The organism is Cupriavidus sp. L7L, assembly GCF_004353535.1.
In the GTDB taxonomy this organism is placed as follows: Bacteria; Pseudomonadota; Gammaproteobacteria; order Burkholderiales; family Burkholderiaceae; genus Cupriavidus; species Cupriavidus oxalaticus_A.
Genome location: NZ_SMNY01000050.1, coordinates 42,617 through 65,819, shown reverse-complemented (window position 1 = coordinate 65,819; position 23,203 = coordinate 42,617). Strand labels below are relative to the sequence as shown.

The 23,203-nt window shown below is 67.3% G+C and carries 22 protein-coding genes and 1 pseudogene; 6 read left to right on the top strand and 17 right to left on the bottom strand.

The genetic code is table 11. The features are described 5' to 3' along the window. From E1J61_RS32560 to E1J61_RS32540, 5 genes and pseudogenes are all read right to left on the bottom strand, one after another. On the bottom strand, positions 1-1,186 hold a 1,186-nt coding region (locus E1J61_RS32560), incomplete at its 3' end, for a PAS domain-containing methyl-accepting chemotaxis protein (protein WP_133097966.1). A gap of 124 nt (positions 1,187-1,310) precedes the next feature. Continuing rightward, positions 1,311-1,808 (bottom strand): chemotaxis protein CheW, encoded by a 498-nt coding sequence (locus E1J61_RS32555; protein ID WP_133097965.1) that lies wholly within the window; start codon positions 1,806-1,808, stop codon positions 1,311-1,313. A gap of 116 nt (positions 1,809-1,924) precedes the next feature. Further along, on the bottom strand, positions 1,925-2,347 hold the full coding sequence (locus tag E1J61_RS32550; RefSeq protein WP_133097964.1) for a response regulator: 423 nt from the start codon (positions 2,345-2,347) through the stop codon (positions 1,925-1,927). A gap of 209 nt (positions 2,348-2,556) precedes the next feature. Continuing rightward, positions 2,557-4,521 carry a bifunctional diguanylate cyclase/phosphodiesterase gene (locus tag E1J61_RS32545; protein ID WP_133097963.1) on the bottom strand — a complete coding sequence of 655 codons (1,965 nt, stop codon included), beginning with the start codon at positions 4,519-4,521 and terminating at the stop codon, positions 2,557-2,559. A 241-nt stretch (positions 4,522-4,762) separates the two neighbouring features. Next, positions 4,763-5,242, bottom strand: a pseudogene (locus tag E1J61_RS32540) (Tar ligand binding domain-containing protein); the annotation flags it as partial. Positions 5,243-5,832: 590 nt separating this feature from the next. On the opposite strand from E1J61_RS32540, the gene E1J61_RS32535 reads away from it, so the two are divergent. Then, a complete protein-coding gene (locus tag E1J61_RS32535) occupies positions 5,833-6,141 on the top strand; it encodes an H-NS family nucleoid-associated regulatory protein (RefSeq protein ID WP_133097962.1) in 309 nt (102 codons plus the stop codon). A gap of 82 nt (positions 6,142-6,223) precedes the next feature. Here the strand turns inward: E1J61_RS32535 and galE are convergent, their stop codons facing one another. Together galE and E1J61_RS32525 are read right to left on the bottom strand one after the other, a co-directional pair. Then, positions 6,224-7,243, bottom strand: coding sequence for a UDP-glucose 4-epimerase GalE (gene galE, locus E1J61_RS32530; RefSeq protein ID WP_133097961.1), 1,020 nt, complete (start codon positions 7,241-7,243; stop codon positions 6,224-6,226). Between the two features lie 171 nt (positions 7,244-7,414). Further along, positions 7,415-8,440 (bottom strand): tyrosine-type recombinase/integrase, encoded by a 1,026-nt coding sequence (locus E1J61_RS32525; protein ID WP_133097960.1) that lies wholly within the window; start codon positions 8,438-8,440, stop codon positions 7,415-7,417. 247 nt (positions 8,441-8,687) lie between these two features. Here E1J61_RS32525 and E1J61_RS32520 point away from each other — a divergent pair, with 247 nt between their 5' ends. Both E1J61_RS32520 and E1J61_RS32515 read left to right on the top strand, forming a co-directional pair. Continuing rightward, positions 8,688-9,119: a nuclear transport factor 2 family protein gene (locus E1J61_RS32520; RefSeq protein ID WP_133097959.1), complete on the top strand. Its 432-nt coding sequence runs from the start codon at positions 8,688-8,690 to the stop codon at positions 9,117-9,119. A 69-nt stretch (positions 9,120-9,188) separates the two neighbouring features. After that, positions 9,189-10,184: a nitronate monooxygenase family protein gene (locus tag E1J61_RS32515; protein ID WP_133097958.1), complete on the top strand. Its 996-nt coding sequence runs from the start codon at positions 9,189-9,191 to the stop codon at positions 10,182-10,184. A gap of 66 nt (positions 10,185-10,250) precedes the next feature. On the opposite strand, the gene E1J61_RS32510 is transcribed toward E1J61_RS32515, so the two are convergent. Beyond that, the gene (locus E1J61_RS32510; RefSeq protein WP_133097957.1) at positions 10,251-10,811 is read right to left on the bottom strand and encodes a PadR family transcriptional regulator; all 561 of its coding nucleotides are present in this window, start codon (positions 10,809-10,811) and stop codon (positions 10,251-10,253) included. Positions 10,812-11,163: 352 nt separating this feature from the next. Between E1J61_RS32510 and E1J61_RS32505 the strand changes: the two genes are divergently transcribed. After that, on the top strand, positions 11,164-11,391 hold the full coding sequence (locus tag E1J61_RS32505) for a hypothetical protein (protein WP_133097956.1): 228 nt from the start codon (positions 11,164-11,166) through the stop codon (positions 11,389-11,391). A 117-nt stretch (positions 11,392-11,508) separates the two neighbouring features. Here the strand turns inward: E1J61_RS32505 and E1J61_RS32500 are convergent, their stop codons facing one another. Next, entirely contained in the window at positions 11,509-12,651 is a 1,143-nt protein-coding gene (locus E1J61_RS32500) for a hypothetical protein (protein WP_133097955.1), read from the bottom strand. An 86-nt stretch (positions 12,652-12,737) separates the two neighbouring features. Beyond that, positions 12,738-13,283 carry a GNAT family N-acetyltransferase gene (locus tag E1J61_RS32495; RefSeq protein WP_133097969.1) on the bottom strand — a complete coding sequence of 182 codons (546 nt, stop codon included), beginning with the start codon at positions 13,281-13,283 and terminating at the stop codon, positions 12,738-12,740. A gap of 208 nt (positions 13,284-13,491) precedes the next feature. Here E1J61_RS32495 and E1J61_RS32490 point away from each other — a divergent pair, with 208 nt between their 5' ends. Then, entirely contained in the window at positions 13,492-13,728 is a 237-nt protein-coding gene (locus E1J61_RS32490; RefSeq protein WP_029048395.1) for a hypothetical protein, read from the top strand. A gap of 9 nt (positions 13,729-13,737) precedes the next feature. On the opposite strand, the gene E1J61_RS32485 is transcribed toward E1J61_RS32490, so the two are convergent. Both E1J61_RS32485 and E1J61_RS32480 read right to left on the bottom strand, forming a co-directional pair. Further along, entirely contained in the window at positions 13,738-15,102 is a 1,365-nt protein-coding gene (locus tag E1J61_RS32485) for an MFS transporter (RefSeq protein WP_133097954.1), read from the bottom strand. 75 nt (positions 15,103-15,177) lie between these two features. Further along, positions 15,178-16,923 carry an IlvD/Edd family dehydratase gene (locus tag E1J61_RS32480; RefSeq protein WP_133097953.1) on the bottom strand — a complete coding sequence of 582 codons (1,746 nt, stop codon included), beginning with the start codon at positions 16,921-16,923 and terminating at the stop codon, positions 15,178-15,180. Between the two features lie 192 nt (positions 16,924-17,115). Here E1J61_RS32480 and E1J61_RS32475 point away from each other — a divergent pair, with 192 nt between their 5' ends. Further along, the gene (locus tag E1J61_RS32475; protein ID WP_207951291.1) at positions 17,116-18,096 is read left to right on the top strand and encodes a LysR substrate-binding domain-containing protein; all 981 of its coding nucleotides are present in this window, start codon (positions 17,116-17,118) and stop codon (positions 18,094-18,096) included. A 19-nt stretch (positions 18,097-18,115) separates the two neighbouring features. Here E1J61_RS32475 and E1J61_RS32470 read toward each other — a convergent pair whose 3' ends face one another. The 5 genes from E1J61_RS32470 to E1J61_RS32450 all read right to left on the bottom strand — a co-directional run bounded on the left by E1J61_RS32470 (position 18,116) and on the right by E1J61_RS32450 (position 23,114). Next, a complete protein-coding gene (locus tag E1J61_RS32470; protein WP_133097952.1) occupies positions 18,116-18,682 on the bottom strand; it encodes a DUF3016 domain-containing protein in 567 nt (188 codons plus the stop codon). Between the two features lie 77 nt (positions 18,683-18,759). Then, on the bottom strand, positions 18,760-19,935 hold the full coding sequence (locus E1J61_RS32465) for an L-rhamnonate dehydratase (protein ID WP_133097951.1): 1,176 nt from the start codon (positions 19,933-19,935) through the stop codon (positions 18,760-18,762). An 89-nt stretch (positions 19,936-20,024) separates the two neighbouring features. Continuing rightward, positions 20,025-21,044: a 4-hydroxythreonine-4-phosphate dehydrogenase PdxA gene (locus E1J61_RS32460; RefSeq protein WP_133097950.1), complete on the bottom strand. Its 1,020-nt coding sequence runs from the start codon at positions 21,042-21,044 to the stop codon at positions 20,025-20,027. A 22-nt stretch (positions 21,045-21,066) separates the two neighbouring features. Further along, positions 21,067-22,059: a tripartite tricarboxylate transporter substrate binding protein gene (locus E1J61_RS32455; RefSeq protein ID WP_133097949.1), complete on the bottom strand. Its 993-nt coding sequence runs from the start codon at positions 22,057-22,059 to the stop codon at positions 21,067-21,069. 107 nt (positions 22,060-22,166) lie between these two features. Continuing rightward, the gene (locus tag E1J61_RS32450; protein ID WP_133097948.1) at positions 22,167-23,114 is read right to left on the bottom strand and encodes a LysR substrate-binding domain-containing protein; all 948 of its coding nucleotides are present in this window, start codon (positions 23,112-23,114) and stop codon (positions 22,167-22,169) included. Positions 23,115-23,203: the final 89 nt, after the last annotated feature.

Here is a 23,203-nt window from a genome sequence, read left to right as displayed (position 1 = left end):
CGGCACGCGCGGCTTCCACCGCGGCGTTCAGCGCCAGGATGTTGGTCTGGAAGGCAATGCCCTCGATCACGCCGATGATGTCGACGATCTTCCTGGACGCATCGTTGATCTCGTCCATGGTCTGCACCACGCGGCCGACCACCTCGCCGCCGCGCAGCGCGGTCTCCGACGCATTGGCCGCCAGCCCGCTGGCCTGGCGCGCGTTGTCCGCGTTCTGGCGCACGGTGCCGGTCAGCTGCTCCATGCTGGAGGCGGTCTGCTCCAGCGACGCCGCCTGCTGCTCCGTGCGCTGCGACAGGTCGTTGTTGCCGGCAGCGACCTGGTGCGTTGCCGTGGAAATGCTGGCCATGCCTTCCTGGATTTCATGCACCACTGACAGCAGGCTGCGCTGCATGGTCTGCATCGCCTGCGCCAGCGCGCCGATCTCGTCGCCGCTGCGATGCTCGAAGCGCGTGGTCAGGTCGCCCGCGCCCAGCCGCAGCGCAAAGTCCAGCATGTCGCCCAGCGGCCGGTGCACGCGCGCCAGCAGCATGGTGCCGGCCGCGAACGAGGTCGCCAGCGCCAGTGCGAAGCCGCCCCACAGCCACGGTCGCAGCTTCGCGGCCCCTGCCGGGTCCAGGATCTCGACCGCTGCCAGCGCCGCCAGGAACCACACCAGCCCGCCCGCCTGCGCCCACAGGATGCGGCGCTTCAGGTTCATGCGCAGCGCGCGTTGCGCCAGGCCGGCGAGCCCCGTGCGCACCACGGCGCCGTCACGGATCGCCAGTCCCGCAGCGCGTCCCGCACGGAAGCGCGCATACAGCGCGCCGGCGGCTTCGACCTGCTCGCGCGAGGGCATCGAACGCACCGAGGTATAGCCGACCACGCGCCCGTCGATGCGCGTGGGCGTCACGGTGGCGGTGACCCAGTAGAAGTCGCCGTTCTTGCGGCGGTTCTTGACCACGCCGATCCAGGTGCGGCCGGCTTCCAGGTTTTGCCACAGGTCGGCAAACGCCTCGGGCGGCATGTCGGGATGGCGCACCAGGTTGTGCGGCGCGCCCATCAGTTCCTCGGCTGCATAGCCGCTGGCCTCGATAAAGGTGCGGTTGGCGAAGGTGATACGGCCCTTGAGGTCCGTGCGCGAGATCAGGTAGTCAGATGGTGAGAGCTGGTATTCGCGCTGCGTAACGGGTTGGTTGTTTCGCATGGATGATATCGATACTGCTTGCCCGAAGAAACCATGGCTGCCAGGCATGGCGCAATTCCGGGCGGTACGATCCGGCAGGCGTGCCAGCCGGGCGGCGGGGGTGAACAGGCAGGTGTGGCAGGGATCAGGCCACGGCGTCGAGCGCGGCCAGTTCTTCGGTATTGAGCAGCTTCTCGATATCGACCAGGATCAGCATGCGCTGCTCGACCGAGCCGAGGCCGCGGATGTAGTCGGTAGCCAGCTCGCCGGAAAAATGCGGCGTGGGCTTGATCTGCGCGGGCGTCAGCGTCAGCACGTCGGAGACGCCGTCGACGACGATGCCGGTGGTGCGCTCGTTGAGATCGACGATGATGACCACGGTGTACTGGTCATAGCTGACGTTGGCCTGGCGGAACTTGATGCGCAGGTCGATGATCGGCACGATGATGCCGCGCAGGTTGATCACGCCCTTGATGTAGTCGGGCGCATTGGCAAGCTGGGTGACCGACTCGTAGCCGCGGATCTCCTGGACCTTCAGGATATCGATGCCGTACTCTTCGCGGCCCAGCGTGAAGGCCAGGAATTCCTCGCCCGCACCTTCGTTCACGCCTGCCGCGCCGTTTGCCTTGTCGATATGCCGCATCGTCAGCCCCCATTCTGGTCATGCCGGTTTCCTGGCGCCGTGCGCCGGGGCGTGATTTCGCCCACCAGTGTTTACGGCAGCAAACGGGGTGACTGAAGGCCGATGCGGCGCCTTCCTTACCCTTCCGAGGAGGGGTGCGGGGGCGCCAGCAGCGCCGCCACGGCCTGCATCAGCGCATCGGGATCGAAGGGCTTGGGCAGGAAGCCCGAGGCGCCCGCGGCGCGGGCCTGCTCGCGGATGCTGCCGTCATGCTCGGTGGTCAGCATCAGGATCGGGATGGCGGCGTAGCGCGCGCTGGCGCGCAGTCGGCGGATCAGGGTCAGGCCGTCCATGCCGGGCATGACCTGGTCGGTGACCAGCATGCCGAACGCGACATGATCCGCGGCATCGTCATCCGCAGCCGCGGTGTCGGCCAGCGCATACGCCTGCTCGCCGTCGGCCACCTCGGTGACGTCGAACCCGCCGGCACGCAGGCATGCGCCGATCATGCGGCGTAGCGAGGGGGAATCGTCGACGACGAGAATGCTGGGCAATGACATTGGCGCCTCCGTTGGCAGGGCTCGGTTGATCCGCCGGATGCTGAAGCAGTGCTTGGCGCGGATGGCGCGCGGCCGGCGACGGACAGGCCGGCGCAGGGCCGCGCTGCAAGCGCGCGGGCCCTGCCAGCGTGGATATCGGCATGGCAGGCGCGTCGCTTTAGCGTTTTTGGCGTTTTTTCGGCCTGGTGCTTGTGCGTGCGGCGCGGCGCTCAGGCTGGCTGCGGCCCGCGCAACGCCTCGGCAAACCCTGCCGCATCGAGCGGCAGCGACAGCAGGAAGCCCTGCACCTCGTCGCAGCCCATCTCGTTGAGGATTTCCAGCTGCGAGGCCGACTCGACGCCTTCGGCCACCACCTTCATGCGCAGCTCGTGCGCCAGCGCCACCATTGAGCCGACGATGGCGCGCCCTTGCGCATCGGTGTCGAGCCCGCCGATCAGCGTGCGGTCGATCTTGAGCGTGCCCACGCGCAGGCGCTTGAGATAGCCCAGGCTCGAATAGCCGCTGCCGAAGTCGTCCAGCGCCACCTGGATGCCGAGCGACTGCAGCTCGGCCAGCGTCTCCAGCGATTTGCCGATGTCCTTCATGGCGGCGGTCTCGGTGATCTCCAGCGTGATCGCCGACGGCGGGATGTCGTGCTGGTGGATCTGCTCGAGCAGGTACTGCGGGAAATTGCGGCTGGCAAAGCGCAACCCCGACACGTTGATCGCCACCGGCACGGTCGGCAGGCCGGCGTCCTGCCACAGGCGCACCTGGCGGCAGACGCTGGTCAGAACCCAGTCGTCGAGCTTGTCGATCTGGCCGGACTGCTCGGCCACGGCGATGAACTCGGCCGGGCTGACCTGGCCCAGCGCGGGATGGCGCCAGCGGCACAGCGCCTCGGCGCCCACCAGCGTGCGGCGGCGGGCGTCATACTTGGGCTGGAACTGCAGCGACAGCGCCTCATCCTGGATCGCCAGCCACAGGTCGCGGCGGATCACGCGGGTGCGGCGGGCGCGCTCGCCGGCAGCGCTATTGAACAGGCGCACCTGGTTCGAGCCGCTTTCGCGGGCCTCGGCCAGGCTCACTCGTGCGGCTTGCATCAGCGCCTCGGAGGTCTGGGCGTCGCGCGGGTAGATGGCGATGCCGATATTGACGCCGATCTGCATCTGCAGCCCGCGCGCGGCGATGAATTCCGCCAGCGAGCCCAGCACGCGCGAGCCCAGCTCCTGCGCGCGGCCGTGGTGCACCAGCTCGGGCACGCCGACGGCGAACTCGTCGCGCGCCAGCCGGGCGAGGAAGTCGTGCGGCTCCAGCACGGCCTGCGCCAGCGCGCCGGCGTCCTGCGCCAGGATATCGTCGGCGCGGATCTCGAAGACTTCGTCGACCTCGCGGTAGTCGGCAATATGGATCAGCAGCACGGCGCAGCCGGTGTCGGCCAGCCGCGCCTGGGCCATGGCCTGGTCCAACCAGCGGCCGAACGCGACGCGGTCGGGCATCACGGTGGCGACGCTGTACTCGCCCACCGTGCCCTGCCCGCGCGCGGTGGCGCGCACCGTAAGCCGGCCGGGAATGCGGGCGCCGCGCCGCACCAGCCGCGGCTCGGCGCCGCGCACCAGGGCGGTGGTGGCATCATCGGCAAGATCCCCGGCGGGGCTGGTCTCGGTGCGCGATACCGGCAGCCAGCCGCGCGACTGCGCCCGGTGCAGCGCGAACATCAGTGCGCACAGCGCGGTCAGGCCGCCTGCCAGCCAGGCGGGATGAGGCAGTCCGGCCGCGTCGATGCAGGCGCGCGCCGAAGGCGCGCCGGCGCCGCAGGCCCGGCCCAGGTGGGTGCCGGCCGCGGCCACCATGCCGGCGCCGGCGACCACCGCCAGCACCGCCGCGCCGCGCCACAGGCGCGCGCCCTGGCGCAGCCACTGCAACAGCAGCTTGGCGGCGGCGGTGGCGGCCGCGGCGGCGGCGAAGCTGGCGGCCATCTCGGCGGTGTCGTTGGCCACCGGCACGCTGCCCGACAGCACCACCACCACCACGGGCAGGCTCACGGCGAGCTGCGACAGCAGCGCCGCCGTCCAGGTCAGCGTGCGCAGCGACCGGCTTCCGGCGCCCTCGTCCGCACGCCCGGCGCGGGCGCCGAGGGCGGCGGCCACGCCCAGCAGGGCGGCGAGCAGCAACAGGACGGTACTCAGGGCAATCATTGGGCTGCGCGGTGGTGAAGAAAATGCGCGAAGACAAAGCCGACGCGGGGCAAACCTCGCATCATGGCATCTTGCGGTCGCCGTGTGAACAACACAATACGGGGGTCCCCTGCCGGGGACATCTGTTTAGAACGCACTCCAGTCATCGTCGCGGCCGGCGGCGACCGGCGCCGGCCGCGGCGCGGTGCCGGGGCCACGGTACCGCCTGCAAGGGTAAATACCGAAACCACGTTCTTCAGCTGCTGGTGATGCGCGAGGCCAGGTCGCCGCGCGCAATGCGCTCGAACATGGCCAGCACTTCCTGCACCGGCGTGACGATGGCGCGGTTCAGTGCCACCGTGCACAGCACCGCGACCGCCAGCCCCAGCACGACCAGCGCGATCGACAGCGTGCGGATGCTGGCAAAGCTGGCCTGCGCGGCGTCGAAATCGGCCTTGCCGGCGCCCAGCTGGAATTTCTGCAGCGCTTCATGCGCGCTGGACATGCTGCGTTGCAGATCGGGCAGTACCTTGCGGGCCAGGCGCATGCGGGTCATGGCCAGCATGGCGTCGCTCAGCGCAATGGACGAAGCCAGCTGGTTGGAATACGTCTCCTTGAGCGAGTCGTTGCCGGACGAAATACCGTGCAGCCCGGCGCCGCCTACCAGCAACAGCAGCACCGACAGCATTCCCATGGCGCCCCGCAACAGGGTCTTGATCTGGATATTGTGGTGGAAAGACATTGTTGAAAGGAAAACGTAAGCATTCCGCGAGGCACGCTCCTGGCCTCGTTACGGCAAGACCAGACACCCGCTTGATCCGCCCTGCCCGGATAACGGCGCGGCCCATCTGGTACTTGAGCAGCAGCGCCCGGCCGCGCGGCAAATGGCCGGAATTAACCCGGATGTCGGATATACGGCACGCAGCGTCTCGCGGCATGTAAGCAGACGCTTTATTCACCGGAGCGGCGCCGATTATGGCAATTTGATTTCCACCGGCGCCGGCGCGCCCCGGCGCCGGTGGTTTGCGCGGATCGCGCCGCTCAGGCCGATTTATGTGCCGGCCCGACAGTACAACAGAGGTAGTGCGGCATTGCGTTCCGGTTCAAATCCGGCGGGGCGACCGGAATGGTTCACGAAAGTTCACAGCAATATCGGCTGCAAGAATTTTCGCAAAAACCATGCAGGAATAGCGCCCCGGCATTTGCAGCGGCTCGCTACCCCGTTATAATTGTTTTCAGCATTTCAGCACACCCACAGCGCTGCGCAGCATTGCGCGACACCCCGCTGTACCGACACCCACGCATATCACCCCACCGGAAACCGAGGACGCAATGGCGACTTATCAGGAAATCGTTCAGCAAATCAGTGAACTGCAGAAGCAAGCCGAGGAAATCAAGGCGCGCGAACAGGCTTCGGTGATCTCGGATATTCGCGAGAAAATCGAGCAATATGGCCTGACCGCTGAAGACCTGGGTTTTGGCGTGAAAGCGCCGGCCGGCAAGAAGGCGGCAAACCGCAAGGTGCCGGTGCGCTATCGCGACAGTGCGGGCAATACCTGGACCGGCCGCGGCAAGCGTCCGGGCTGGCTGACCCAGGCCCTGGCACAGGGCAAAACTGTCGAGGACTTCCTGATTCGCTGAAGCGCGAGCCGGCACATGGAAAAACGCCACGGTTGCAAACCGTGGCGTTTTTGTTTGGTGTATTACCGACCGGCGTTGCCGCTCAGGCGCCGAATCCCTGCGGGTTCATCGACTGCCAGCGCCACGAGTCCTGGCACATGCGTTCGATGTCGTGCTGCGCGCGCCAGCCCAGCAATTGGTTGGCCAGCGCGGGATCGGCATAGCAGGAGGCGATATCGCCCGGGCGGCGCGCCACGATCTCATACGGTACCGGCTTGCCACTGGCGCGCTGGTAGGCCTCGACCACTTCCAGCACGCTGTAGCCGCGTCCGGTGCCCAGGTTGACGGTCATGCCCCGCCCCTGGTCGCGCAAGTAGACCAGCGCCGCCAGGTGGCCGTCAGCGAGATCGCACACGTGGATATAGTCGCGCACGCCGGTACCGTCGGGCGTGGGATAGTCGCCGCCGAATACCATCAGTTTCTCGCGGCGCCCGCCGGCCACCTGTGCCACGTATGGCATCAGATTATTCGGAATTCCGCGCGGATCTTCGCCGATCAGACCGCTTTCATGCGCGCCGACCGGATTGAAATAGCGCAGGTAGGCAATGCGCCATGCCGGGTCTGATTTTTCCAGGTCGCGCAGGATTTGCTCGCCCATCAGCTTGGTCTGGCCATACGGATTGGTCGCCGACAGCGGGAAATCCTCAAGGATCGGCACCGTCTGGGGATTGCCATAAACCGTCGCCGAGGAGCTGAACACCAGTTGTTTCACCCCGGCCGCACCCATGGCGGCGCAGACCGTCAGCAGGCCGTCAAGGTTGTTGCTGTAATACTGCAGCGGCTGGCTCACGGATTCGCCCACTGCCTTGAGCGCGGCAAAATGAATCACGCCGCTGATGCGGTGCTCGGCAAAAAGCTGGTCCAGCAAGGCGCGGTCGCGCACGTCGCCCTGGACAAAATGCGGGGTCTTGCCGGTAATGGCAGCGAGCCGCTCGATCACCACCGGGCTGCTGTTGCACAGATTATCCAGTCCGATCACGTGGTAGCCGGCATTGAGCAGCGCGACCCAGGTATGCGAGGCGATATAGCCGGTGGCACCGGTAAGAAGCAGGGTTTCGGGCATGAAAATAAGCGTCGGATTTCGATTCAGGGCGGCGGGGCCTCATGCGCGAGCATGCAATGCCTGATACCGCACATTGAACCCGCGCAGGCGGTAGTGTCGCCTATTATCCACGATGAGTCAGCCGCACCCGCTCAGCTGGCACACACAGTTACAAGCATGGCACCGCCGGACTCAGGCGTGTCTGTCGCTCGCCTGAACCACCAGCCCCGCCCGTGCCTGCCAGGCCTCATACGCGCCGCGCAGCCGCCAGCCCGATTCCAGGTCGCGCATGCCCAGGCATTGCGCCACCTCGGCCGGCGTCGTGCCGGCCTCGAAATGCATGGCCGCGCAGGTATTGCGCAGGGTCTGCGGCGAGGCCCGTTCATGGCGGCCGGCTAGTACGCCGGCTTCGTCAAGCAAAATTTCCACGCGTCGGTAGACCGAAGCCGCATGCATCGGCCGGCCCGCCGGCATGGCCGGGAACAGCAGGCTGCCGAGCGTGCCCGACGCCTCGCGCAGCACCAGCCACGCCCGCAGCGGGGCATGCGCCAGCGCGAACAACGGCGCGGTATAGGCGCGGCCATTGTCGGGACGCACCATGCGCAGCGCCATTCGGCCCGGGGCGCCATCGTCGATCGCCTCCAGGCGCAGGGCGCGCGCTTCGCCCACCTTCAGCCCGCCGCCCAGCAGCACCGCCAGCAAGGCGGCATCGCGCGCGCGCTTCCATTGCGTCGGCGATGCCGCACGGCATTCCTCCGCCGTCGGCGGCACGCCGGCCGGGCCGAGGACGCGGGCCACCAGCAGGTCGCGCTCGCCCGGCAGCAGGAAGGCAGTGGGGTCGTTCTCGCCCTCGGCGAGGTGCGCGCGCACCGCCTGGCTTCCCGGGTTGTGCATGCCCTCGCGCAACTGGGAGAGATGGTGGAACACCCGTTCGATCAGCCGCGCATAGCGGTAGCGGTGCGACTTGTGCAACTGCTGGGCGTCGAGGAATTCGCCGATCTGCTCCGCCGACCAGCTCAGCGGCGGCAGTCCGCGCTCGGCCGACCAGCGCAGCAGCTTGCCCCACATCGCCCGGTACACCACGCTGGTGCCGTGGCGGAAGCCATGCCGCGCCAGCCAGCCGTCGAAGGCGCGCTCGGGATGGGCGCGCCAGGCGTCGAGGTCGGCATCGAATAGCGCCGCCTGGCCGGGTTGGTGCGCGGTCGACTTAGTGGTCACTGACTCTCCTGCCGGTGGCTTGCGGGCGCGGGCGGGATTCCCGCTGTGCGATGCCGCCTATTGTAGTCAACCCGTCACTGCAAGGCGCCCTGGGCGGGCACGGGACCAAAACCGGCTTGCGCAGTGCAGCAGCGCATGCTACCTTTCATCTCACTATGCAACTGGTTGCATAAGACGCGAACACAAACAAGAACACGACGTAGCCGGCGCATGCCGCGACCGCCCAGAACAGTTTAAGGAGACTGCAGTGACCACCCAGCTGATTCCCGCAGCGCAGGCCTCGCTCGACACCTGGCACCAGTTGATTGCCAGCAATTCGATGGCCGGACTCGACGCCATCGTCGCCGACGACGTTGTTTTCCGCTCGCCGGTGGCGCATACGGCCTACCCAGGCCGTGCCGCGATCGCACTGGTGCTGACCACGGTGAACCAGGTGTTCCGCGATTTCCGCTACCACCGCAGCTTCGTCAGCGAGGACGGCCACAGCGTGGTGCTCGAGTTCAGCGCCACGGTCGATGGCAAGGCGCTCAAGGGCATCGACATGATCCGCTTCAACGACGCCGGCCATATTGCCGAATTCGAAGTAATGGTGCGCCCGCGCTCCGGACTGGAGGCGCTGGCCGCCGCCATGGGCGCGCGCCTCGCCAGCCAGAAGGACGTACTGACCGGTGCCGCGTAAGCGGCCAGGCCGCCGCCCGCGCCCGCCAGATTCTCATTGCCTCACCGTACTACCCAGGAGACTTCACCCATGGCCCTCCCCGCCCTGCTGCAGAACCGGCTGTCGCTGCCGGTGGTCTGCTCGCCGCTGTTCATCATCTCCAACCCCGACCTGGTGATTGCCCAGTGCAAGGCCGGCGTGGTGGGCTCGTTCCCGGCGCTGAACGCGCGCCCGGCGCCCAAGCTGGAAGAATGGCTGGACCGCATCACCACTGAACTGGCCGAGCACAACGACAAGCATCCGGACCGTCCGGCGGCGCCGTTCGCGGTCAACCAGATCGTGCACAAGTCCAACGACCGGCTCGAGCATGACCTGGAGCTGTGCGTGCGCTACAAGGTGCCGATCGTGATCACCTCGCTGGGCGCGCGCAAGGAAGTCAACGACGCGGTGCACTCGTATGGCGGCATCGTGCTGCACGACGTGATCAACAACGCTTTCGCGCGCAAGGCCATCGAGAAAGGCGCCGACGGGCTGGTGGCGGTGGCGGCCGGCGCCGGCGGCCATGCCGGCACGCTGTCGCCGTTCGCGCTGCTGCACGAGATCCGCGAATGGTTCGATGGCCCGCTGCTGCTGTCGGGCTCGATCTCCAGCGGCGACGCCATCCTGGCGGCGCAGGCCGCCGGCGCCGACCTGGCCTACATCGGCTCTGCCTTCATCGCCACGCAGGAAGCCAACGCGCAGGACGGCTACAAGCAGATGATCGTCGACAGCAGCGCCGGCGACATCGTCTACTCCAACCTCTTTACCGGCGTGCACGGCAACTACCTGCGCGGCAGCATCGAGCGCGCCGGGCTGGACCCGGAGGCGCTGCCGCAGTCGGATCCGTCCAAGATGAACTTCGGCTCGACCAGCGTGAAGGCCTGGAAAGATATCTGGGGCGCTGGCCAGGGCGTGGGCGCGATCAAGCGCGTGGTGCCGGCCGGCGAGCTGGTGCGGCGCTTTGCCGAGGAGTATGCGCTGGCGCGCCGGCGCCTGGGGTTGGGCGAAGCCAGCCAGGCGGGTGCCCGCGCGCTCGACGTGGCCTGAGCCTGACCAAACCCCAATAAAGAGCGCCGGCCGCAAGGCCGGCGTCTTGCTTTGGCGCGCGGCGCGCTACGCCGACTGCTGCTCCAGCAGCGGCAGCAGGTCTTCGCCCCACGCCACCCAGTCCTGCTCGAAGCGGATGCCACGGCGCAGCAGCGCGTAGCGCAACCGCTGCGCGCGGTCCATGTCGGGCGCGGAAAAATCCTTGCGCTCGATCGCCAGGTAGGTCTCGAGCCGTGCCTGGTGCAGCGCGATCAGCCGCCGCATTTCATCGCCCAGGCCGAGCGGCCCGATCGCGGCATCGGCACGCAGCTTGACCAGGATTTCCTCGCGCTGGTCGAGCCCGGCCCCCGGGGTCAGCACCCAGCGCACCAGTTCGTCGCGCCCGGCCGGCAGCACCTGGTAGACCTTCTTGCGATTCTTGCGGTCGGCGCCGCCCTCGTTTTCCGCCGCCTCGTTCTCGTCGGCCGCGATCCACCCGCTGTCCGCCATGCGCCCCAGCTCGCGGTAGATCTGCTGGTGGGTGGCATGCCAGAAATAGCCGATGGAGCGATCGAAGCGGCGCGCCAGGTCATAGCCGGACGACGGCTTTTCAAGCAGGGAGATCAACAAGGCGTGCTGGGTCGACATGCGTCTTGGCAATGGCCCGTCGGGGGCGGGTGATGGTTTCGGAGATGCCATGCGGCAGGAGCGCCGGTCATGCCGGTGCGCCACGGACCGCAAAAAACTGGCGCTATGTTAGCGCAATGCCCCCCTGCTGTCGGCAAGCCGTGATGCAAGGATCGCCGCAATCCGGCAATACCTGCAAACGCCGACATATATTCGGTAAATCTGGCAATTTCGAAATTTGGCAGCAAACAGAATTAAATAATGCTGAATAGCATTTTTGCGTTACCTGCCATACATTTCATACATTGAAACGCTGTGCGAGCAAGAAAAATCCGTCCCCGGCCGCACCATGCACCGAATCTGGAGTATGCCCATGACCGGAAAACCCATGCTTGCCGAAGAGCGCGACGTCGCCTGGGAAGCCGATGCGGGCGAACGCCCATTCGGCCTGCTGGCGCCGCTGCGCGACGAGGCCCCGATCTACTACCGTTTGCCCGATACGCCTGACGGGCACCATATCAAGGAATTCGCCAGCGGCCTGCGCCAGCTGGTACGTTTTGTCGGCGTCGAAGAACAGGTCGTCAAATACTGCCTGACCTGACTGGCGCGCTGCATTTCCTGTGGTTGTCTCCTCCGAGCCCGATCCTGCGGGCAGGGACTTGAACCCGCGATTGCCGCGGGTTTTTTTCTTGCCGTGACGGTGTCCGGATGCGCCGCCTCAGAGCTGCGGCGCACGGCAGGCCGCACCGCCGGCATTGGCGGCTTCAGGCATGCCGAACACCGCCCGCGCCCCGCACTGCGAACCGAACATGCGCGCCTGGTCGTGCCCCACGCCCACCACTTCATACGCCTGATGGCGGATGGCCAGGCCCGGGCTGGCGAGGTAGCGCTCGTAGCGCAGGTAGCCGCGCGCACGCTGCAGCCGCGTCGCGCCCTCGGCCTCGGCGCCGCAGGCCTTGTCGAGTACGCGGTGGTTGGGATCGTTGTCCTCGGTGCCGGCGAGATAGGTCACCTTGCGCCCGGCATAGCGCTTGTACAGCGCCATGCCGTCGGCACCTTTCGCGTACGGCACCATGTCCTGCACGCCGTAGCGGTACTTGTCGTAGTCCGGGCAAATGGCCTTGTCATACGGCGCGAACAACTTGCCATTGGCGCCGGCCGGCCGTACCGGCGTGAAATACAGGTAGGACGACGGATTGGCCACGACGTAGCGCAGGTCGATGCCGCCCGCGCGGATGCGCTCGTCGACATTGTTCAGCACCGCGTAGCGGTGCACGACCTGGGCGCCGCCGGAATGGCCGGCCACCGTCACCTTGCCGACCTGCGGCAGCCGCGCCTTGTCGGTGACGAAGGCGAGCAGGTCGTCGAGCACCTGCAGCGAACTGACGCGGGCCGGGCCGTCGATCGCGTCCTCGCCGCTGAGCCAGCCTTGCACCGACCATTGCGGCATGCCGGTAAAACCCTTCTTCTGGTCAGGCGTGCCGGGAAAATTCGGCGCGAGCAGCAGCACCTCGTCCGGCTTGCGGCCGCTGGCCTTCAGCAGTTCGGCGCCGGCGGCATAGTAGTCGTCGCCGTTGCGCTGCAGGCCATGCTGGACAAACACGACTTCACGAATGCGCGACAGGTCGCCGTCGAGCCGGTGGTTGGCATAGACCGGGAAGTCATAGCCGGCGCCAGCGCCAAGATGCACGCGTTGCCAGTGCGGTGCGGCCACCGCGGTATCGGCAGCCTTGGCCGCGGCGGGCGGCACTGCCGTCGTGCCGGCGCAGCCGGCCAGTACCACAGTCATGGCTGCAGCGGCCAGGGCCAGGGACAGGCGAGAACGGTTGTGCTGAGGCAAGCTGGCGGTCGATAGGATCATGGCTGGGCGCCTCCGGTTGGCATGCCGGCGATGGTAGGCCAGGGGCAAGCGGTTCGGCAACGCCTGCCGTGCCCGCCATCCCTGCGTTACGCCAGCCGCTTGGCCAGCGCCGCCACGTCGGGCCAGGTCACGCGCCGCACCATGACGCGCAGGCCCGGCCCGTGGAAATCGTCTTCGAACGGTTCCGATGCCTCGCCGCCCAGCCGCTGGTAGAACTCGCGCGCCTGCGTATTGGCCTCAAGCACATAGAGGAACAGCGGCTGCCCCGGCCAGCGCTGCGCCACGCGCTGCACGCAATGCGCCAGCAGCCTCTTGCCCAGTCCCTGGCCATGGAAGGCAGGCAGGACATGCAGGTTGTCCAGGTAGATGCCGTAGCGGGGGTCGGCCTCGGGCAACAGGCAGGCAAAGCCGGCGTCCGCGCCATCGACCAGCGCCAGCGTGGCCTCCACGGGGCCATCCGCGCCGTCATGCATGCGCGCGCGCCAGGCCGCCAGCCGCTCCGGATAGGCCTGCTCGCGCAGGTACGCGTCTGGCAGCATGCCGGGATAGGTGTGCTGCCAGCTGGCGGTGTGCATGGCGGCGAGGCGGTCGGCATCGGCAGCGGTGGCGGGAATCAGCGCAATATCGGGCATGGAGTGCATGGAGTATCGGGACGAGACGGGAACGGCACAGCGACGATGCCAGAAGCGCCCATTGTGCCCGTGGTACGCCAAAGCTTGCAAAAGTCCGAGGAACAGATTGCAATCGGCATGCACGGCGAACCCTGCCTTCGCCCCTGCCCTGCCGGGAACGAAGGTTGCAGCGCCTCGTGGTCACCGGCGCAATCGAGAGGAATGCCTTATGTACATGGTCTACTGGTCCGAAGCCCACGGCACCGGACTGACGCCGCACGCGCAGTCGTTCCCGAGCGACGCGATGCGCGAGGCGCTGCACTTCACCGAAGCGCTGCGCCAGCGCCAGCATGCGGGCGAGCCGGTGAGCTTTGTCACGCTGTGCTCGGAAAACCCCAACTCGGTCGGCCGCGCCGGCGCGGCGGATCCGCCGCCCGACTACGAGTGGAAGAAGCGGCGGCCGTGACGATTGCGGTCAGGCACCGGCCTGCTGCGCCGCACCGGCGCGCGCCGCCGGTCGCAGCGCGGCGCGCACCACGAACGCCATCACCACCGCGAACACCAGCATCGCCGCCAGGAAGTACAGCCCCGCCGCCAGGCTGCCGGTGGCGTCCTTGATCACGCCGATGCCATACGGCCCGAAGTAGCCGCCGAGGTTGGCCAGCGAGTTGATGGTGGCAATCCCCACCGCGGCGCTGGCGCCGGTCAGGAATTCGCCCGGCAGTGCCCATACCACCGCCTGGATCGAATAGATCGAGAACGCGGTCAGGCAGATAAACAGGAACTGCAGCACCGGCGACTGCACCCAGGCGCTCAGCGCCATGGTGATCGCTGCCATCCCCGACACCACCACGATATGGCCGTAGCGCTCGCCCTTGCGGTCCGAGTGGCGCGGCACCAGGTACAGGCCGACCACGGCGAACAGGTAGGGCACCGCCGACAGCAGGCCGGTCATTGCATCGGTCACGCCGAACTGCTTGATGATGGTCGGCAGCCACAGCGATAGCCCGTAGATGCTCAGCGGGAACGGCAGGAACAGCAGCGACAGCAGCAGCACGCGCTTGTCCCTGAGCGCCTGCAGCGGATTGCCGTGCGGCTTGAGCGCATAGGCGGCCTGGTCGGCGGCGAGTTCGCGCTCGATCCAGGCGCGGTCGGCCGGTGCCAGCCATGCGGCACTGGCGGGCGATTCCGGCAGGATGCGCAGCGTCGGCAGGCACAGCAGCACCGCGGGCAGGCCGCTCAGCACGAACAGCGTCTGCCAGTTGGACATGCCGAACAGCCCCTGTGTCGACAGCACCAGGCCTGCAATCGGTCCGGTGATGATCAGCGCGATCGGCTGGGCCAGCACCAGCAGGCCGATGATGCGCGCGCGATGCCGCATCGGGAACCACTTGGTCAGGAAGTACAGGATGCCCGGATACAGGCCGGCTTCGGCCGCGCCCAGCAGGAAGCGCAGCACGTAGAAGCTGTGCGCGCCCTGCGTGAACGCCATCGCCATGGTGATCAGGCCCCAGGTCAGCAGGATGCGCGCGAACCAGCGGCGCGCGCCGAAGCGCTCCAGCGCCAGGTTGCTCGGCACCTCGCACAGGAAATAGCCGACGAAGAACAAACCCGCGCCCAGGCCATAGGCCGCGTCGCTGATGCCGATCGCCGCGTTCATGTGCAGCTTGGCAAAGCCAACCACCGAGCGGTCGATATACGCGACCACGTAGATCAGCGCCAGGAACGGGATCAGCCGGCGCACCAGCATGCCGACGATGCGGGTCTCTTCCTGCGCCTGTGCGCCGGTTTCCTGTGCTGGGACGGCGCGCTCCAGCGGCGCGGTCTGTGTGCCTTGCATGGCTAGTCTCCTCTGTTCTTGTAAGGGGTCGCGCGCGCCGCCGGGGCCGCGCGCATTCAATGCAATGGGATGGAATCAGTGCGAGTGGCGCGGCACTTCACGTCCGCGGCAGCCGACGAGGAAGTCGAGGTCGCAACCTTCGTCGGCCTGCAGCACGTGGTTGATGTAGAGCTTGCGATAACCGCCGTCGGCGGGCGCCTGCAGCGGCTGCACGTCGGCCATGCGGCGTTCGAACTCGGCGGGATCGATATCCAGGTGCAGGCGCCCGGCCTCGCAGTCCAGCTCGATCCAGTCGCCGTCGCGCACGATCGCCAGCGGGCCGCCGGCGGCGGCCTCGGGCGCGACGTGCAGCACCACGGTGCCGTAGGCGGTGCCGCTCATGCGCGCATCGGAAATGCGCACCATGTCCTTGATGCCATGGCGCAGCAGCTTGGGCGGCAGGCCCATGTTGCCGACCTCAGCCATGCCGGGATAGCCGCGCGGGCCGCAGCGCTTGAGGACGAGGACGGAATTCTCGTCGACGTCGAGCGATTCATCGACAATGCGCTCCTTGTAGTGCTCCAGGTTCTCGAACACCACCGCGCGGCCGCGGTGGCGCAGCAGCTTGGGCGTTGCCGCCGACGGCTTGAGCACCGCGCCGCGCGGCGACAGGTTGCCGCGCAGGATGCGGATGCTGCCGTCGCGGATCAGCGGCTTATCCAGCGGTCGGATGACTTCGTCGTTGGTGATCGGCGCATCCCTGACGTTGTCCCAGAGCGCCTTGCCGTTGACGGTCAGCGCGCCCGGATGCGGCAGCAGGCCGGCCTCGCCCATGCGGCGCAGCACCGCGGGCAGGCCGCCCGCGTAGTAGAACTCTTCCATCAGGAAGCGGCCCGACGGCATCAGGTCGACGATGGTCGGCGTGTCGCGCCCCACGTTGCTCCAGTCTTCCAGCTCCAGCGGCACGCCGATGCGGCCGGCGATCGCCTTCAGGTGGATCACGGCGTTGGTCGAGCCGCCGATCGCCGCATTGACGCGGATCGCGTTCTCGAACGCCTGGCGCGTCAGGATCTTCGACAGCGTCAAGTCCTCGCGCGCCATCTCCACGATGCGGATGCCGGACATGTGCGCCAGCACGTAGCGGCGCGAATCGACCGCAGGGATCGCCGCGTTGTGCGGCAGCGACGTGCCCAGCGCTTCGGCCATGCAGGCCATGGTCGAGGCGGTGCCCATGGTGTTGCAGGTGCCGGCCGAGCGCGACATGCCGGCTTCGGCCGACAGGAACTGGTGCAGGTTGATCTCGCCTGCCTTCAGCGATTCATGCAGCTGCCACACCGCGGTGCCCGAGCCGATGTCCTTGCCGTCGAGCTTGCCGTTGAGCATGGGCCCGCCGGTAACGACGATGGCCGGCACGTCGCAGCTGGCCGCGCCCATCAGCAGCGCCGGCGTGGTCTTGTCGCAGCCGGTCAGCAGCACCACCGCATCGATCGGATTGCCGCGGATCGCTTCTTCCACGTCCATCGCGGCCAGGTTGCGCGTCAGCATGGCGGTCGGGCGCAGGTTCGATTCGCCGTTGGAAAACACCGGGAATTCCACCGGGAAGCCGCCGGCCTCGTACACGCCGCGCTTGACGTGCTCGGCCAGCTTGCGGAAATGCGCGTTGCAGGGCGTGAGTTCCGACCACGTATTGCAGATACCGATCACCGGGCGGCCGTCGAACGCGTGCTCGGGAATGCCCTGGTTTTTCATCCAGCTGCGATACATGAAGCCGTTCTTGTCGGCGGTGCCGAACCACGCCGTCGAGCGCAGCGGCTTGCGTTGCTTGTCCTTGGAATCCGACATGTTGTTCCTGATGCGAGGGCTGCCCGGGAAGGCGGCGGGAATGGCAGGGACGACGGATCCAGCGGCCTGGCAAGCGCCACGCTGTCTCCTGTCGTTGTTGTTTTGTCGGACGGAGTGTATGCAGCTTGCCGATATGCTACTAATGAAGAGTTCGGCATTTGCGATATCGATATCGGCATTGGTATTTACCCTATGGACGCCCCCAACCTTTCCGTCGCGGCTGATGCAGCACCTGCGGCACCCGTATGGCACAGCCACACCCGCCTGAAGACGCGCCAGCTGCTGCTTTTACTGGCCGTCGCCGACGAGGGCAGCATCCACCGCGCCGCGGAACGGCTGGCGATGACGCAGCCGGCCGCGTCCAAGCTGCTGCGCGAGCTGGAAGAGATGCTGTCGGTCCCCCTGTTCGAGCGCCTTCCGCGCGGCATGGCGCCGACGGACTATGGCCGCGCGATGATCCGGCACGCGCGCGCGGCGATCGGCAGCCTGAACCAGGCGCGCGAGGAAGTGCTGGCGTTGAAGGCGGGCCGGCTCGGCCACGTGGCGATCGGTGCGATCACCTCGCCCGGCGTGCGGCTGCTGCCGCCGGCGATCGCCCGGGTGAAGGCCAGCTATCCGGGATTGCGGGTCTCGGTGGAGATCGACAACAGCAACGTGCTGCTCGACCGGCTGGGGCAGGAGAAGCTGGACATGGTGGTCGCGCGGCTGTTTCCCGAGCACGACAAGGGCCGGTTGCGCTACGAGCCGATGGCGGAAGAGCCCGTCTGCGCCGTGGTGCGGCCCGGCCACCCGATGCTGGCGGCGCCCGCCCTGTCGCTGGCCGACACCACCGACGCCGCCTGGATGATCCCGCCGGCCGGCACGGTGCTGCGCCACCGCTTCGAGCTGATGTTCCAGCGCGCGAGCCTGGCGCCGCCGACCAACGTGGTGGAAACCGCCGCGCTGCTGTTCCTGACGCGCATGGTGACGCAGTCAGACATGATCGCGGTGCTGACCGCGGATGTCGCGCAGTACTACGCGGCGTTCGGCATGGTGGAGGTGCTGCCGATGGCGATGCCCTGCCATATGGACGACTTCGGCCTGATCACGCCGACCGACCGGCTGATGTCGCCCGGCGCGCTGCTGGTCACGGATGCGCTGCGCGAGACGGCGCTGCGCATCTACGGCCCGTAGTGCTAATGCCCGCTTCAGATCATCCCTGCCCGTCCTGGCGCGCTGCGATCCGGCGCCTGACGGTCTCGTCGAACCAGCGGTCCATCATCGCCTTTTCATAGCGCAGCCTGTCGCTCTGGCTGTAGACGTTGACACCCATGTTGAAGTTCTGGTCGGAGATGCGCTGCTCGCCGCTGCCGATCACGGCACCGTCGCTGCCGCGCAGTTCATAGCGCAGCGTCATGCGCGGCCAGGTGACATCGCGCACGATGCGCACGTCATAGCCGCGCACGCGCCATGGCTCGAAATGTCCTGCGAGATCGACATCCAGCACCGCGATGCTGAGCGCATAGCCCTGCGGCAGGTAGCGTGCCGCCAGCTCGTCGAAGTGTCGGCGGATATCGTTCATCACCTGCGCGCGCTCGCGGTCGCTGCCGTATGCGCTGCGGTAGGCGGCATCGGTGTAGGTTTCGGGATGGGGGAAGGAAACTGTCAGCGTTCCGGCAGGCGGCGCGGCGAAGGCACTGATGGCGCTGACGGCACCGATGGCACACATCAGGCCCATGGGTGCCGCGCAGGCGGCCAGCAGACGGCGGGATCTGGCCATGGCGAACTCCAGCACAAGGGCATTGCGCTTCTTGATTGTAGTGCGCCAGGGCCGGTCAGCCAGCGACAGCCCGCCTGTCAGCCGATGATGTTGAACTGGCTGAAGTACTCCTCGTTCAACTCCAGCCCCAGCCCCGGCAGGTTGTCGTCAAGCTGCAGGTAGCCGTTGTCCGGGGCCGGATCCCCCTTGAAGATGTAGTAAAACAGCTCGTTGCCGACCTCGACGTCGTGCACGGGGAAGTACTCCGACATCGGCGATGCGGTCGACGCCATGGTCAGGTGGTAGTTATGCATCTGCCCCGCGTGCGGGATCACCGGCACCGACCACGCCTCGGCCATCGCGTTGATCTTCTGCGCCGCGGTGATGCCGCCGACGCGGTTGGTGTCGTACTGGATCACGTCGACGGCGCGGCGCTCCAGCAGGTCCTTGAAGCCGTACGAAGTGAACTCGTGCTCGCCGCCGGAGATCGGGAACGGGCTCGCCTTCTTCAGCTCAACATAGCCTTCGATATCGTCGGCGATCACCGGCTCTTCCAGCCAGCGGGGATTGAACTCCGCCAGGCGCGGCAGCATGCGGCGCGCGTATTCCAGCGTCCAGCCCATGTAGCACTCCAGCATGATGTCGACGCCGTCGCCGACCAGCTCGCGCAGCAGCCGCACCTGCTCGATGTTCTTCCGCATGCCGGCAGGGCCGTCCTTGGGGCCGTAGCCGAAGCGCATCTTCATCGCGGTAAAGCCCTGGTCGAGGTAGCCTTGCGCTTCGGCCAGGAAGGCGTCGCGGTCGTCGTTGTTGTAGAGCTTGGAGGCATAGCACCAGATCTTCTCCTTGGTGCGCCCCCCCAGCAGCTTGAACACCGGCTTGCCGACGGCCTTGCCCATCAGGTCCCACAGCGCGATGTCGACCGCCGAGATCGCCGCCATGCCGATGCCCTTGCGGCCCCAGGCCTGGGTGCGGCGGTACATCTTCTGCCACAGGTATTCGTTGTCGAACGGGTCCTGGCCGATCACCACCGGCGCCAGGTATTCGTCGACGATCTGCTTGGCCACGCGCGGGGCCAGCGCGCAGTTGCCGATGCCGACCAGCCCGCTATCGGTCTCGATCTCGACCACCATCCAGCCGTGGAAGCGGAACGAGCCCATGGCGTCGCCGCGCTCGAACAGGATGTCGGTGGCGTTGGTGCAGAAATGCGCCTGCGGCGGCACGGTCTTGCCCTTCCATTCGAAGACGCGGGCGCGGACGTTGGTGATCTTCATGTTCAGTTCCTGATGGCAATGCGTTGGCGCGAACGCTCCCCGGCCGCGCCGGGGGCGGTCATGCTGGATCCGGTATGGATTGATGGTGGCTAGGCGTTTGCGGCGGCGCGCCGTTGCGCGCCCATGCGGCAGGCGATCTGGAACGCCTGCTGCGTGGCGCCGGGATCGGCGCGGCCCTGCTGCGTGATATCGAACGCGGTACCGTGCGCCGGCGTGGTGATCGGCACCGGCAGCCCGCCCTGCACCGTCACGCCGCGCGAGAATCCCATCAGCTTGATGCCGATCTGTCCCTGGTCGTGGTACATGGTGACGATGGCGTCGAACTGCCGCTGCGACGGGCCGCCCTGCACCTTCAGGAAGATGGTGTCGGCCGGGAACGGGCCCTCGACGTTCACGCCGCGCCCGCGGGCAGCGGCGACGGCCGGGGCGATCACGTCGATCTCTTCGCGGCCGAAGGCGCCGTTGTCGCCGTTGTGCGGATTCAGGCCGCACACGGCGATGCGCGGGCTTGCCATGCCGGCGCGGCGCAGTGCCTGGTCGATCAGGTCGATGGCACCACCGACGCGTTCCGGCGTGATCATCGCCGGCACGTCCTTCAGGGCCACGTGCGAGGTGACGCGCGAGGTCCACAGGCCGTCGAGCACGTTGAATTCGCAAAAATTGCCGTGGTAGCCGAGCTGCTCGGCAAACCAGTGCAGCTCGTCGCTATGGTCCATGCCGGCGGCATGCAGCGAGCTTTTATTGAGCGGCCCGAACAGGATCGAATCTGCCTGGCCCGACTGCGCCAGCTCCAGCGCGAGCGACAGCGTGCCGAGGCTGTAGCGGCCGCCCTCGGCACTGGATGCGCCGCGCGGATAGGCGGGCTTGCCGTCCAGCTCCCAGTGGTAGAGGCGCGGCGCGCCTTGTGCGAACGCGAGGGTATCGGTCTCTGCCAGCGCCAGCTCGACGCCCGCCACCTCCATGCCGCGGCGCCATTCGTCGCGGTCGGCGATCAGCAGGATGTCGGCCTGTTCGCTGGTGGCCGGGTCGGCCAGCAGGCGTGCGATCAGTTCGGGGCCGATGCCGGCGGGATCGCCCAGCACCATCGCGATTCGTGGACGTGAAGTCATGAAATTCTCTTGAAATACAGGCTCAGTCGAGCTTGACGCCAAGCTCGGCGATCAGCTTGCCATAGCGCGCGTACTCGGCGCGCGAGAAGGCATCGAACTGCGCGGCCGTCAGCGTGCCGGGCACGGCGCCGACCTCGCTCAGGCGGCGCACGGTATCCGGGTCCTTGATCACCGTGGTCAGCGCCGTGCCGAGCTTCTGCAGCGTGGCGGGAGGCGTGGCGGCCGGCGCATAGACGCCGTACCAGGCGTTCATCTGGATGCCCGGCACGCCGGCCTCGGCCAGCGTCGGCACATTGGGCAGCAGCGCCGAGCGCTTGTCCACGGTCACCGCCAGCGCGCGCAGCTTGCCGGCCTTGATATGGTTGATCACCGACGGCATGGTCTCGAAGCTCATGTCCACCTGGCCGCCCATCAGGTCGACCAGCGCGCTGCTGCTGCTCTTGTAAGGCACGTGCAGCAGCTTGCCCTGGATCTGGCGCGCAAACGCGGCGCCGGCCAGGTGCTGGGTGCTGCCGACGCCCGACGAGCTGAAGCGGAACTTGTCCGGGCTCGCCTGGATCTGCGCCACCAGCGCCTTGACGTCGCGCGCCGTGACCTGGTTGTTGACCACCAGCACGTTGGGCACCGACGACACCAGCGCCACCGGCGCCAGGTCCTTGAGCGGGTCGAACTGCAGCTTGAGCAGGTGCGGCGCGATCGCCTGCGAGGTGACCACGCCCATCAGCAGCGTGTTGCCGTCCGGCGCGGCCTTGGCGGTGATGTCGGCGGCGATGGTGTTGGACGCGCCGGGGCGGTTGTCGACCACGACGGGCTGCTTCAGCTGTGCGGCCAGCTTGTCGGAGACGATACGCGCCATCACGTCGGTGCCGCCGCCGGGCGCGGCGCCCACCATCAGGCGCACCGGCCGTGTGTCCTGCGCCCAGGCGCTGGTCGTCGCTGCAACGGCCACCGTGGCCAGGCCGGCAAGTGCGCCGGCGAGTTTGCCGGCGCACTTGCCAACATTCCGTGTCTTCATCGCTGTCTCCGTTGTGCTGTCCGGCTCTGGTGGCGCGGATGAGCAGACTATATGGGTATCAGCGATTCGCTACTACTGACGTTTTTTGAACTGGCGATCACCTGGCGTTATACCTCGGCCGCTGGCTTCCCCGCCTGCGCTTTCAGGATCGCCACCAGTTGCCGTGCGGAAGCCGACAAGGCGCCGCCGCGCCGCGTGACGATGCCGAAGGTCTGCTGGCGCGACTGCAGGTGCACTGGCAGTATGCGCAGCATCTTCTGGCGCACGAACAGCTCCGCCACGCTGGTCGGCAGCAGCGACACCAGCCCGGGATCGCGCTGGAGCATGGCCACGGTGATCAGCGCCGACGACGTCGAAATGGCGTTGGCGGGGAAGCTGACGCCGGCATGGTCCAGTTCGCGCTGCAGCAGCGCATGCATCGGCATGTGCCCCGCGTAAGTGATCCAGCGATAACCCTCAAGGTCGGCAAAGTCCATCGCCTGCACCCGGGATGCGGGGTGAACGTGGCCGACCACCACGGACACCTGCTCGTCGCCGAGCGGGTGATAGTGGTACTTGCCGGGTTCGTCGCTGACCAGCGAGCGGCCGAGCACGAGGTCGAGGTGGCCGTCGTCGAGCTGGCCGAGCAGGCGCAGGCTGGTGTCCTCGATGATCTCGAGCGCCAGGTCGGGATGCGCCTGCCACAGTTGTTCAAGCGCCGGCACCAGCACCTCGGGCACGGCGCCCATGATCACGCCGACGGCGACGCGCCCGCCACTGCCAGCGCGGATGCCGGCCACTTCCTCGCACATCGCCCCCAGGTCCGCCACCAGCTGCCGTGCATGGCGGATCACGCAATGGCCGAAGGCGTTGGGGCGCATGCCGCGTTTGGAGCGCTCGAACAGTGGCGCTTCCAGCATGCCTTCCAGTTCCTGCAAAGACTTGCTGGCGGCCGACTGCGTCATCGCCATCGCGGCCGCGGCCTGGTGCAGTGACTGGTGCTCGTCCAGCGCGATCAGCAGTTGCAGTTGCTTCATGCGCAGTCGGCCGGTGAGGGTGTCCAGGGTGGATTTCATATCGGGACCGTGTGAGTCGCAAAAGCGATCACAAGATGGAAAGGATTCAATATACAGGCCCTCCCCCCGCTCGTATATTGGCCCGACCC

What these genes read in the sequence shown, in the direction of transcription:
- E1J61_RS32475 (WP_207951291.1), top strand. Translation starts at nt 17,116, where the DNA reads ATGGACGCCCCCAACCTTTCCGTCGCGGCTGATGCAGCACCTGCGGCA.
- E1J61_RS32450 (WP_133097948.1), bottom strand. Translation starts at nt 23,114, where the DNA reads ATGAAATCCACCCTGGACACCCTCACCGGCCGACTGCGCATGAAGCAA.
- E1J61_RS32495 (WP_133097969.1), bottom strand. Translation starts at nt 13,283, where the DNA reads ATGCCCGATATTGCGCTGATTCCCGCCACCGCTGCCGATGCCGACCGC.
- E1J61_RS32555 (WP_133097965.1), bottom strand. Translation starts at nt 1,808, where the DNA reads ATGCGGCATATCGACAAGGCAAACGGCGCGGCAGGCGTGAACGAAGGT.
- E1J61_RS32515 (WP_133097958.1), top strand. Translation starts at nt 9,189, where the DNA reads ATGGCCCTCCCCGCCCTGCTGCAGAACCGGCTGTCGCTGCCGGTGGTC.
- E1J61_RS32465 (WP_133097951.1), bottom strand. Translation starts at nt 19,935, where the DNA reads ATGAAGATCACCAACGTCCGCGCCCGCGTCTTCGAATGGAAGGGCAAG.
- E1J61_RS32480 (WP_133097953.1), bottom strand. Translation starts at nt 16,923, where the DNA reads ATGTCGGATTCCAAGGACAAGCAACGCAAGCCGCTGCGCTCGACGGCG.
- E1J61_RS32470 (WP_133097952.1), bottom strand. Translation starts at nt 18,682, where the DNA reads ATGGCCAGATCCCGCCGTCTGCTGGCCGCCTGCGCGGCACCCATGGGC.
- E1J61_RS32455 (WP_133097949.1), bottom strand. Translation starts at nt 22,059, where the DNA reads ATGAAGACACGGAATGTTGGCAAGTGCGCCGGCAAACTCGCCGGCGCA.
- E1J61_RS32460 (WP_133097950.1), bottom strand. Translation starts at nt 21,044, where the DNA reads ATGACTTCACGTCCACGAATCGCGATGGTGCTGGGCGATCCCGCCGGC.
- E1J61_RS32490 (WP_029048395.1), top strand. Translation starts at nt 13,492, where the DNA reads ATGTACATGGTCTACTGGTCCGAAGCCCACGGCACCGGACTGACGCCG.
- E1J61_RS32485 (WP_133097954.1), bottom strand. Translation starts at nt 15,102, where the DNA reads ATGCAAGGCACACAGACCGCGCCGCTGGAGCGCGCCGTCCCAGCACAG.
- E1J61_RS32505 (WP_133097956.1), top strand. Translation starts at nt 11,164, where the DNA reads ATGACCGGAAAACCCATGCTTGCCGAAGAGCGCGACGTCGCCTGGGAA.
- E1J61_RS32500 (WP_133097955.1), bottom strand. Translation starts at nt 12,651, where the DNA reads ATGATCCTATCGACCGCCAGCTTGCCTCAGCACAACCGTTCTCGCCTG.
- galE (WP_133097961.1), bottom strand. Translation starts at nt 7,243, where the DNA reads ATGCCCGAAACCCTGCTTCTTACCGGTGCCACCGGCTATATCGCCTCG.
- E1J61_RS32510 (WP_133097957.1), bottom strand. Translation starts at nt 10,811, where the DNA reads ATGTCGACCCAGCACGCCTTGTTGATCTCCCTGCTTGAAAAGCCGTCG.
- E1J61_RS32550 (WP_133097964.1), bottom strand. Translation starts at nt 2,347, where the DNA reads ATGTCATTGCCCAGCATTCTCGTCGTCGACGATTCCCCCTCGCTACGC.
- E1J61_RS32535 (WP_133097962.1), top strand. Translation starts at nt 5,833, where the DNA reads ATGGCGACTTATCAGGAAATCGTTCAGCAAATCAGTGAACTGCAGAAG.
- E1J61_RS32545 (WP_133097963.1), bottom strand. Translation starts at nt 4,521, where the DNA reads ATGATTGCCCTGAGTACCGTCCTGTTGCTGCTCGCCGCCCTGCTGGGC.